The organism is Streptomyces olivochromogenes (assembly GCF_021538895.1).
Lineage (GTDB): Bacteria > Actinomycetota > Actinomycetes > Streptomycetales > Streptomycetaceae > Streptomyces > Streptomyces olivochromogenes_A.
Window position 1 is genome coordinate 76,920 of the sequence record NZ_JADDRL010000035.1, and the last position, 8,196, is coordinate 85,115.

12 protein-coding genes and 2 pseudogenes are annotated in these 8,196 nt (G+C 70.2%); 6 read left to right on the plus strand and 8 right to left on the minus strand.

Features of this window, described 5'->3' with window-relative positions:
- Positions 1–242: 242 nt before the first annotated feature.
- From IPZ69_RS19510 to thrS, 5 genes and pseudogenes are all read left to right on the plus strand, one after another.
- Complete coding sequence (locus tag IPZ69_RS19510) at positions 243–416, plus strand: hypothetical protein (RefSeq protein WP_235455434.1); 174 nt, start codon at positions 243–245, stop codon at positions 414–416.
- A gap of 124 nt (positions 417–540) precedes the next feature.
- Positions 541–681, plus strand: a complete 141-nt coding sequence (locus tag IPZ69_RS19515) for a hypothetical protein (RefSeq protein WP_235455435.1) — start codon at positions 541–543, stop codon at positions 679–681.
- Positions 682–784: 103 nt separating this feature from the next.
- Positions 785–1,465, plus strand: a complete 681-nt coding sequence (locus IPZ69_RS19520) for a GGDEF domain-containing protein (protein WP_235455436.1) — start codon at positions 785–787, stop codon at positions 1,463–1,465.
- A 154-nt stretch (positions 1,466–1,619) separates the two neighbouring features.
- Positions 1,620–1,922: pseudogene (locus tag IPZ69_RS19525) on the plus strand (hypothetical protein); the annotation flags it as partial.
- A 242-nt stretch (positions 1,923–2,164) separates the two neighbouring features.
- Positions 2,165–3,469 (plus strand): threonine--tRNA ligase, encoded by a 1,305-nt coding sequence (gene thrS / locus IPZ69_RS19530; protein ID WP_308407503.1) that lies wholly within the window; start codon positions 2,165–2,167, stop codon positions 3,467–3,469.
- 12 nt (positions 3,470–3,481) lie between these two features.
- On the opposite strand, the gene IPZ69_RS19535 is transcribed toward thrS, so the two are convergent.
- The 8 genes and pseudogenes from IPZ69_RS19535 to IPZ69_RS19565 form a co-directional block, all read right to left on the minus strand.
- On the minus strand, positions 3,482–3,760 hold the full coding sequence (locus IPZ69_RS19535) for a hypothetical protein (RefSeq protein ID WP_374293474.1): 279 nt from the start codon (positions 3,758–3,760) through the stop codon (positions 3,482–3,484).
- 83 nt (positions 3,761–3,843) lie between these two features.
- On the minus strand, positions 3,844–4,299 hold the full coding sequence (locus IPZ69_RS19540) for a VOC family protein (RefSeq protein WP_235455439.1): 456 nt from the start codon (positions 4,297–4,299) through the stop codon (positions 3,844–3,846).
- Positions 4,300–4,335: 36 nt separating this feature from the next.
- Positions 4,336–4,533: pseudogene (locus tag IPZ69_RS19545) on the minus strand (transposase); the annotation flags it as partial.
- 66 nt (positions 4,534–4,599) lie between these two features.
- A complete protein-coding gene (locus tag IPZ69_RS47005) occupies positions 4,600–4,722 on the minus strand; it encodes a hypothetical protein (RefSeq protein WP_268834772.1) in 123 nt (40 codons plus the stop codon).
- 53 nt (positions 4,723–4,775) lie between these two features.
- Positions 4,776–5,396, minus strand: coding sequence for a hypothetical protein (locus IPZ69_RS19550; protein WP_235455440.1), 621 nt, complete (start codon positions 5,394–5,396; stop codon positions 4,776–4,778).
- Complete coding sequence (locus tag IPZ69_RS19555) at positions 5,393–5,851, minus strand: hypothetical protein (protein ID WP_235455441.1); 459 nt, start codon at positions 5,849–5,851, stop codon at positions 5,393–5,395. The genes IPZ69_RS19550 and IPZ69_RS19555 overlap by 4 nt, the downstream gene beginning before the upstream one ends.
- Before the next feature lie 87 nt (positions 5,852–5,938).
- Positions 5,939–6,784, minus strand: a complete 846-nt coding sequence (locus IPZ69_RS19560) for a helix-turn-helix domain-containing protein (protein ID WP_235455442.1) — start codon at positions 6,782–6,784, stop codon at positions 5,939–5,941.
- Positions 6,781–7,521 carry a DUF6879 family protein gene (locus tag IPZ69_RS19565; protein WP_235455443.1) on the minus strand — a complete coding sequence of 247 codons (741 nt, stop codon included), beginning with the start codon at positions 7,519–7,521 and terminating at the stop codon, positions 6,781–6,783. Before IPZ69_RS19565 ends, IPZ69_RS19560 begins: the two co-directional genes overlap by 4 nt.
- A gap of 127 nt (positions 7,522–7,648) precedes the next feature.
- Between IPZ69_RS19565 and IPZ69_RS19570 the strand changes: the two genes are divergently transcribed.
- Positions 7,649–8,167 (plus strand): GGDEF domain-containing protein, encoded by a 519-nt coding sequence (locus IPZ69_RS19570; RefSeq protein ID WP_235455444.1) that lies wholly within the window; start codon positions 7,649–7,651, stop codon positions 8,165–8,167.
- The last annotated feature ends 29 nt before the right edge of the window (positions 8,168–8,196 follow it).

The following is an 8,196-nucleotide window of genomic DNA, read 5'->3' on the forward strand; positions in this document are numbered from 1 at the left end:
CTTCCGGACTACGTCTTGGGGTGCGCCGATCTGTTGCATCGCGGGCGTCCGGACGGCACCCCGGCAGACCCGGGCAGCTAGCTGCATCGCTCCCCCGCGGACGCACAGCGGCTGGCCGCATAGACGCGAGCCCCGTCCCAGCGGCCACACCGGCTGGGACGGGGCTCACCGCGGGCGGCCCGCGCATCGGCGTCAGGGCCGGCCACCCTCCCCCTTCACCCCTTCGAGTTCAGGGATTGCTCATGCCTATCACGGTCTCGAACGCCGATCAGAACCTGACCGACGCCTGCCACACCGTGGCCGGAGACATCGCCCGCACCGACGGAAAAGCCAGCCTGCTACTGGCGTTCAACGGCGCCGCCCTCGCCGGCCCCGTGCTGGGCCCCCGCTCCTCACACAGACCTGCGGGGCATTAGCCATAGCCGCGCTGGGCGCGGCCGCCGTCCTGCTCCTGCTCGTGGTCCGCCCCGGCTCAGCGGCAAGGACCAGGCCTCATTCCCCAACTGGGTGCCCCTGGACGACGACAGGATCCGCGCGTGCATGACCGGGGACACCCGACCTGCCCGCATCCGCCTCCTGTCCGGCCTCGCCGTGCACAAGTACGTCCTGCTGCGGCGGGCGGTCGACCTGTCCCTGACGGCGCTCGTCCTGCTCGCCGCCGCCGGCATCACCACCCTGTAACCCACACCGCCCAGAAAACGGAACGAGGCGCACCCCCCGGCCTGGACAGCTCGGGGTGCGCCTCTCCCATATCCGCCCTCACGGGCAGAACGGAGATCCCATCATGCCCTCCCCCGCCGTCTTACGTCAGCGCTCACGCACCCTCGTCATCGCCGCGGCCGCCGTCCCACTCGCCCTGGCCGTCCTCGCCGACGACGTCCGTGTCCGCCGCCAGCTCGAAGCCGCCCGGCGTGACCCGCTGTCCGGACTGCCCGGACGCCCCGAGCTGCTCGCCTACACCGACCGGCTCCTGCGGTCCGGCCGACGCAGCAGCGTGTACGTCCTGCTTGTGGACGGCGACAGGTTCAAGGCTGTCAATGACACCTACGGGCACGCGTGCGGCGACACCGTCATCCGCACCACAGGCCAGCGCCTCGTCCACTGGAGCAAGGGGCGGCACGCTGTCGCGGTCCGGCTGGGCGGTGACGAGTTCGCCGTGGCCACCGCGCTGCCGGCCGGGTCGGCGCTCACGGACATCGCCGCGTTGCGCAGGCAGCTGCAGCAGCCCATCCACCACCGCGCAGTGGTCCTGCAGATGACCGTGTCGGTGGGGATCGCCTGCGCCGCGGACCTGCCCGGCGAGACCGCGGACACCATCCTGCGCGGCGCGGACGTGTCCATGTACAAGGTCAAGACCGGCGAGCAGGTGTTCCCGTACCTGGCCACGCGGGCAGACGCCTACGCCGATGCCGTCAACGGACGCCGCGCAGGCCGACCCGGCGCTGCCCAGGAGCCTGCCGCGTGAGCACCGCCCGGCCTGCGCCCGTGAAGGGCCGCCGCAGTCGGCGGCCGCTGTGGGAGCCGGGTCTCATCCCGGCCCCCGGCAGCCCCCTGGACTGGCGCGACGGACGGCACTTCGACCGCTGGCAGGACCTGCCCTGCGTGCTGTGCGTGCGGCTGACCCGGGCACGGTGGACTGGAAGGCGTACGCGTTCTGCGTGCTGGAGCAGATGCACCGGGTGCTGCGCCGGCGGGAGGTGTTCGCGAAGAACTCCTCCAAGTGGGGCGATCCCCGCGCGAGGCTGCTGGGCGGGGACGCGTGGGAGCAGGCCAAGCCCAGCGTGCTCGCCTTGCTCGGCCTGCCCGCCGGGGCGGGTGAGCACCTGGCGGCGCGGGCCGCGCTGCTGGACGGCACCTACCGTGAGGTCGCCGCACGGGTGCCGGCGAACTCTCAGATCGTGTCAGCTGCGCGCGGACGGCTTCGACGTCCGTGACGAGGACGTGGCCCGCCTTTCACCGTTTGTGCGGCACCACAGCAACATGCTCGGCCGGTACTCCTTCCAACTGCCTGATCTGCCCGGCGGGCTGCGACCCCTGCGCGACCCGGGCGCTCCTGAAGAGGAATGACCGTGTGGGCATCGCTACGGCCTGCTAGCGTCTCCGGCATGAAGCGCGCTGCTATGACGACGACGCCGGAGAGTGTCCCGGCGCGCTGACAGATGTCTTGAGTCCGAAGCCCCGGGGCGAGTGCCCCGGGGCTTCGCCTTGCGGTCACTCGCCCGATGTCCGCGAGGAGACCGCCATGAACGACCACCGCAAGCTCGGCCGTGAACTGGGCCTGTTCGACACCCACCCGCTGATCGGTGCGGGCCTGCCGTACTGGCTGCCGGACGGCGCGGCCGTGAGGCACACCCTTGAGGAATGCATCCGCGCCGCCGAACGGCGAGCGGGCTACCAGCACGTGTACTCACCAGTCCTCGGCAAGCGGGAGCTGTACGAGATCTCCGGGCACTGGGCGCACTACAGCGACGACATGTTCCCCCCGATGGACCTCGGCGGTGAGCAGGTCGTCCTGCGGCCGAGCCTGTGCCCCCATCACGCGGTGATCTACCGCTCCCGCTCCCACAGCTACCGCGAACTGCCCCTGCGCATGGTCGAGTTGGGCGGCATGTACCGTTCCGAACTCTCGGGCGTGCTCGGCGGACTGACCCGGGTGCGGGCCATCCAGCTCAACGATGCGCACATCTTCTGCACCCTGGACCAGGTCGCCGGGGAGGCGCGGGCGGCGCTGGAGATGATCCGCCGGGCGTACGAGGCGCTCGGCATCACTCCGACCCGCTACCGGCTGTCTCTGCCGGGTCCCGGCGGCAAGTACGTTGCCGCACCTGAGAAATGGCAACGGTCCACCGCCCTGCTGACTGACGTCCTCGATCGCTCTGGCCTGCCCTACGAGGCAGTCGAGGGGGAGGCCGCGTTCTACGGTCCCAAGATCGATGTTCAGGTCATCGACGGCGCCGGCCGGGAGTCCACCCTGTCTACCGTCCAGGTCGACTTCCACCAGCCCGAGCAGTTCGACCTGCATTACATCGGCGCGGACGGCGCCAAGCACCGCCCGGTCATGGTCCACCGCAGCATCATCGGCAGTGTGGAGCGAGCCGTCGCCCATTTCATCGAACAGCACGGCGGCGCCTTCCCCGCCTGGCTCGCCCCCACTCAACTGGTGATCCTCCCGATCTCCGACACCGAACTGCCGAACGCCGCAGCCCTCGCCCAACGCTGCACCCGTCTCGGACTGCGTGCCGAGATCGCGGGGCCGGACCGCGGCAGTCTGGGTGCCCGTATCCGAGAGGCCCGCCTGGTTCCCTACCAAGCCGTCATCGGCGCCAAGGAGGCCGCTGACGATCACGCCGCACTGCGCCTGCGTGACGGACGCCGACTCGACCCGCAGCCGGTCAGTGACGTACTGACCCGCATCAGCGCTCTCATCGGGGCCCACAGCACCGACCTGTGGGCCGACGCCACCTCGTAGCAGGCGTCGCGATCAGCGCCTGCTGTCGCCCGGCGCGAGGAGGCTAGTGATCTCCGCGATGGCCTCAGGGGAGGGCTTGAAGTAGCGGCGGGCGTTCTCCGGATTCTTGTGTCTCGACTTGGCCATCAGCATCAGCAGGCCGGCCCCGGCCTCACCCAGGTGGGTGAGGCCGGAGTGACGGTATTCGTGCAGGTCCCAGCCCGTGCCCGGTCCACGCACGGCGGTGTGCTCGTCGAGAAGGGCGCGGGCCTGCCCGTACGACAGCCGGGCCAGTCCGGTGTCCGGGCACACGTCACGCGGGCTGACGACCTTGCCCGGCCCCGGGAGGCTAAGTTTGCTGAAACGCGCTGGGAAGGGGACCGGCGGCGCTGAGCTCAGTGAACGCAGAACTCGTTGCCCTCCGGATCCTGCATCACGACGAAGCAGGAGCCCGTTTCCTCCGACTCCTCGACGCGTAGCCGGGACGCACCAGCGCTCTCCAGTCGCGCCACCTTGGCAAGGACGCGCTCCTTACGGATTGCGAACGGGACGCCGCGCCCACCGCTCACGCCGAGGTCGAGGTGGAGCCGGTTCTTGGTGGCCTTGGGCTCGGGCACGTGCTGGAACCAGATCCGCGGTCCGACGCCCTGTGGATCGACGACGGAGTCACTGCAGTCACCCGTGCCTAGCTCCTCCTCTGACAAGCCCTGGTCCAACCAGTACGCGCGCCAGCTGGCGAAGGGCGCTGGTGGCGGCTCGACTTCGTAGCCCAGCGCTGCGGCCCAGAACGCCGCGAGTCGCTCCGGCTCGGCACAGTCGATGGTCAGCTGGAGTTTCGGATTGGTGATCACCGGCCAACACTACCGGCCGCCTGCGGAGGCCCCGCGCCGCGCTGCACGCAGCTCTGCGGACTCCTCCGAGACCCCGCCAGGGCGCCGTCCGTTGTCGATGTCGTCCTGGCGCAACCACTTCGACAACGTGACCGGATGGATGCCGAGGTCAACGGCGGTCTGCTTCTGTTCTTTTCCTGCCCGCGCCAACGCGATGGCGCGGGCGCGGAACTCAGCGGGATAGGCGCGGGGCATGTCCTGCAGCCTTTCGTGAAGGCCGTCAGTTAGCCAGCAGAACTGGAACCTGAGAGGTGGGGCAGGTCAACCTGTCACCCAAACCTGCAGCAGACCCATCACGTCGAGCAGCGCCGCCACGGCGTCGGTGTGCTCGCCCAGCCCGTCGCCGGCGGGGTCCTCACCCGCCCGCTCGGCCAGGCCGGGCAAGGTGACCGGAAGCGCCCGGTACCCTTCGTGGGATGTCGGTCTGGGCGTTCCTGCTACCGGGGCGCGTCGTGGCGCAGGCCGGTGGCAGGAGTCTGGGAGGGGGCCGGGTCGTCAGCGTCCTGCTCGCCTCTCTGGGCACTCACCTGCTGCTGGCCGACCGCGATCAGGTGGGCAACGTGGAGCGGGGCGCACAAGGTTGCGGGCGAATCCATGGGGACGGACCAGTACGACTCAGGGTCGGGACGCTCTGTGTCGGCGTCCAGCCGTGGCACGCCCAGGTAGGTGCCCTGACCGAACACGGCCACGTGCCCCGCTTGCCAGTCCTTGACGGCCTGCTGCCATTTCCTGGGCACGCTCGCCGGGACGAGGGCGTAATACCGCGACCGGTACCGGTCACAGATGACGGGGCCGCCCTGGAGGGCTTCGCCGAGGACATGGTCGACATCTGCTGGCGTGGTGCTCGCGGCGGCGGCTTGGACGAGCGGGCCAGGGAGGCGGACGGCGGCGAACAGGGTGCCGAGCGGCAGCATGGTGATCCCGTGCTCCTGCCACTCCATGCGGGCACGGTCGCGCCCGAACTCCGGGAGAGTGGACAGCAACCAATGCTGCGCGGCCAGGCGACGCTCTGCCCTGCTGTGGATCAGCACGCCGGTGTCCGCGTGCGGTGCCGTCATGACGCCTCCGCAGGAAGCCGGTATCCGCCTGGGCCGAACGCGGCGCCGAGCAGGACCGGGTCAGTGGGCCCGCCCGACCCGTCCGGGCGCTTCACCCACCACCGGCCATCCAGGGAGTGCAGGACCGGCGGGGACTTCAGGACCCAGCCGACCGGGCGGGTCGTGATACGGGGAACGTCGTCCAGCTCGTCTGCGAGGCCCGCGGGGAGCAACCACAGGGCAGCGTCGCGGTGGACGTCCGCAAGGATGGGGCCGACGCGCTCCGGCCCGATGCGCTGGATCGCGGCGAGGGGCTCGACGAGCGGGGCCTCGACGACGCGCCAGCGGGTTCCGGTGGGGAGCGCGGCGAACTCCTCGCGCTCCCACGCGTCCTGTGCGGCGGCGGGGTCGGGTGCGCAGGACAGGAGCCAGTCCTGGCCTGCCTGCGCCCTTGCTTGGGTGGGCTTTGTGGCCATGGTCAGGACGGTATGCAGGGCGATTGCGCGGCAGTGCGCCGATTGCGCGTGATTGCGTGCGCGGGTGCGGGAGTTGCTGCGGGTTGCTTACGTGAGGTTCAGTGCGGCGCTCGCCCGGCCGATCAGGTGGTGGGCCTTCGGGCCGTACACGGCAGGTTCGGCGAGCCATTCCCACGCCCGCTCGTACAGGGCGATGGACTCCTCGTCGTCCAGCCACATCTCCGTGGACAGGGTCTCGACGATGACGAGACGCCGGTCGTAGATCCAGAACCCATGTGACGGGGACCGCTTGAGCTGGGCGGCGAACGGGATGATGCCGAGCTCGACAGTGTCCAGGCCGATCATCGAGCGGAGGCGGTCCAGTTGGGCTGCCATGATCTCGCGCGGCGCGTTCAGCGCGTACAGGGCGCCTTCCCACAGCAGGACACGGAAGGACCGATCCGGCTCGTACAGCGCCTGCTGGCGACGCATGCGGGCCCGTACAGCGTCCTCGACGTCCGTGCTCGGCACGTCCCGGAATGCTGCGTTCGCAGCGAACACGGCCCGCGCGTACTCCGGCGTCTGGAACAGGCCGGGGATCCGGATGACCTCGACGGCTCGCAGAAGCGTGGTCTGTTCGGTCTCGACGAGCCCTTGTTCCTGCCGGGCCCGGTGGCCATTGGCGTACTGCCGGCGCAGCGACCGGTAGCGAGTCTCAAGGCCGGTGAGTCTGCCGAGCAGCTCGGCGGCCGCGTCGGGCCGGTCAACGGCGTCAGCCCACTGCTCAAGGTCTTTGCGGCTCGGGGTCTGCTTGCCGTTCTCCAGCCGCGAGACCTTGGACCGCTGCCAGCCGAGCCGCTCGGCGATGCCTTTGCCGTCGAATCCGGCCTCGGTACGCAGGTCGCGCATCCGCGCACCGAGGGAGACGCGCCCGGATTGGTAATCGGTGCTCACACGATGGACGGTACCTGCGCGGCGAACTCGGCGGCAGGGACGGCGTAGTGCCAGGCGGCGTCCCGGGCCTGGCAGGCGGCGAGCACTTCCGCCGGGTCTTCGTTGACGATGACGCCGAGGGTGGTGTCCTGTTCGTCGAAGACGAACCGGAGCACGCTGCGGGAGTCGATGAGCCAGAAGTCGAAGTCGGGCAGGCCGAGCCGTACGGCGTCCGTACGCCACAGGTACCGGACCTCGTCGCCGGCGGCCACGTTGCTGGGCGCTCGGGTGAGGAGAAACCGTTGGCCCTCGGTGAGCGGTTCGTCGGCGATGCGGACCCGGCCGAACGTCTTGCCCTGCGCGGTCTGTTCGGCGGCGTTGTGGCGCCACGCGTCGGGCTCGTCGTGGGCGACGTCCTCGCCTGCCTGCCACCGTGCCCATGCTTCGCTGTGCCGGTCGGTGGCGTAGCCGCGGCGGGTCTCCAGCCGCCAGGCGGTGTGCTTGAAGGTGGTGAAGACATTCGCCATTTCAGCGAACGGGATCAGGTCCGAGGGCTCGTGGCGGGGTGCGAACCGGGTGAGCAGCTCGCGGGGGACCCTGACGAACGTCTCGGACGGCTTGACGTCCCGCAGCTGCACAAGGTGTTGAGGGTCGGTCTCCCGCTCGCCCTGCACGAGGATCTCGTCGGTGCCCTCGATGGCGTACAGGGTGGGGCAGTCGCCGCCGTCGCTGGTCGTGCCAAGGAACCTGAGCGTCATCTCGCCTCCGTGGCCTGGTGGGTGGGCGTCCAGAATGCGCGGGATGGCGTGGCACCGCCCGTGGATTGCGGCAAATTGCACATGGAGGCGCGGTCGCGGCGGTTGCGCGCAACTGCGATACGGCAGCATGTCAGTTGGTGGCGGTGTCCAGGCTCTATTGGCCCTGCAGACTGGTCGGCTCACCTACGGTCACGCCCCCGGCGACACCGTCATCCGCGCCACCGGCCGCCGCCTCACCACCTGGACCGCAGGACGGCAAGCGGTCGCATGCCGACTGGGCGGCGACGAATTCGCCGTCGCCGCCGTACTCCCGGCCGGGTCGGCGCTCACGGACATCGCCGCGCTGCGCAAACAGTTGCAACAGCCCATCCACCACCGCGGCATCACCCTGCAGATGACGGTGTCGGTAGGGATCGCCTGCGCAGCCGACCTGCCCGGCGAGACCGCGGACACGATCCTGCGCGGTGCGGACGTGTCCATGTACAAGGTCAAGGCCGGCGAGCAGGCGTTCCCGTACCTTGCCACGCGGGCAGACGCCTACGCCGATGCCGTCAACGGACGTTGTCAGGACCGCAGTCCTCGGACGCCGCGGGGGGCACCGAGGCCGGTGGGGGCGTCGTACCCGGGGCGGGCGACGCACAGGTAGGCAGGGGCGCAGTCGGCAACAGAGTTGTA

Bases quoted from the DNA above. Each gene is read 5' to 3' on its own strand.
- IPZ69_RS19510 (WP_235455434.1), top strand. From the start codon at position 243: ATGCCTATCACGGTCTCGAACGCCGATCAGAACCTGACCGACGCCTGC.
- IPZ69_RS19515 (WP_235455435.1), top strand. From the start codon at position 541: ATGACCGGGGACACCCGACCTGCCCGCATCCGCCTCCTGTCCGGCCTC.
- IPZ69_RS19520 (WP_235455436.1), top strand. From the start codon at position 785: ATGCCCTCCCCCGCCGTCTTACGTCAGCGCTCACGCACCCTCGTCATC.
- IPZ69_RS19550 (WP_235455440.1), bottom strand. From the start codon at position 5,396: ATGACGGCACCGCACGCGGACACCGGCGTGCTGATCCACAGCAGGGCA.
- IPZ69_RS19555 (WP_235455441.1), bottom strand. From the start codon at position 5,851: ATGGCCACAAAGCCCACCCAAGCAAGGGCGCAGGCAGGCCAGGACTGG.
- IPZ69_RS19565 (WP_235455443.1), bottom strand. From the start codon at position 7,521: ATGACGCTCAGGTTCCTTGGCACGACCAGCGACGGCGGCGACTGCCCC.
- IPZ69_RS19570 (WP_235455444.1), top strand. From the start codon at position 7,649: ATGTCAGTTGGTGGCGGTGTCCAGGCTCTATTGGCCCTGCAGACTGGT.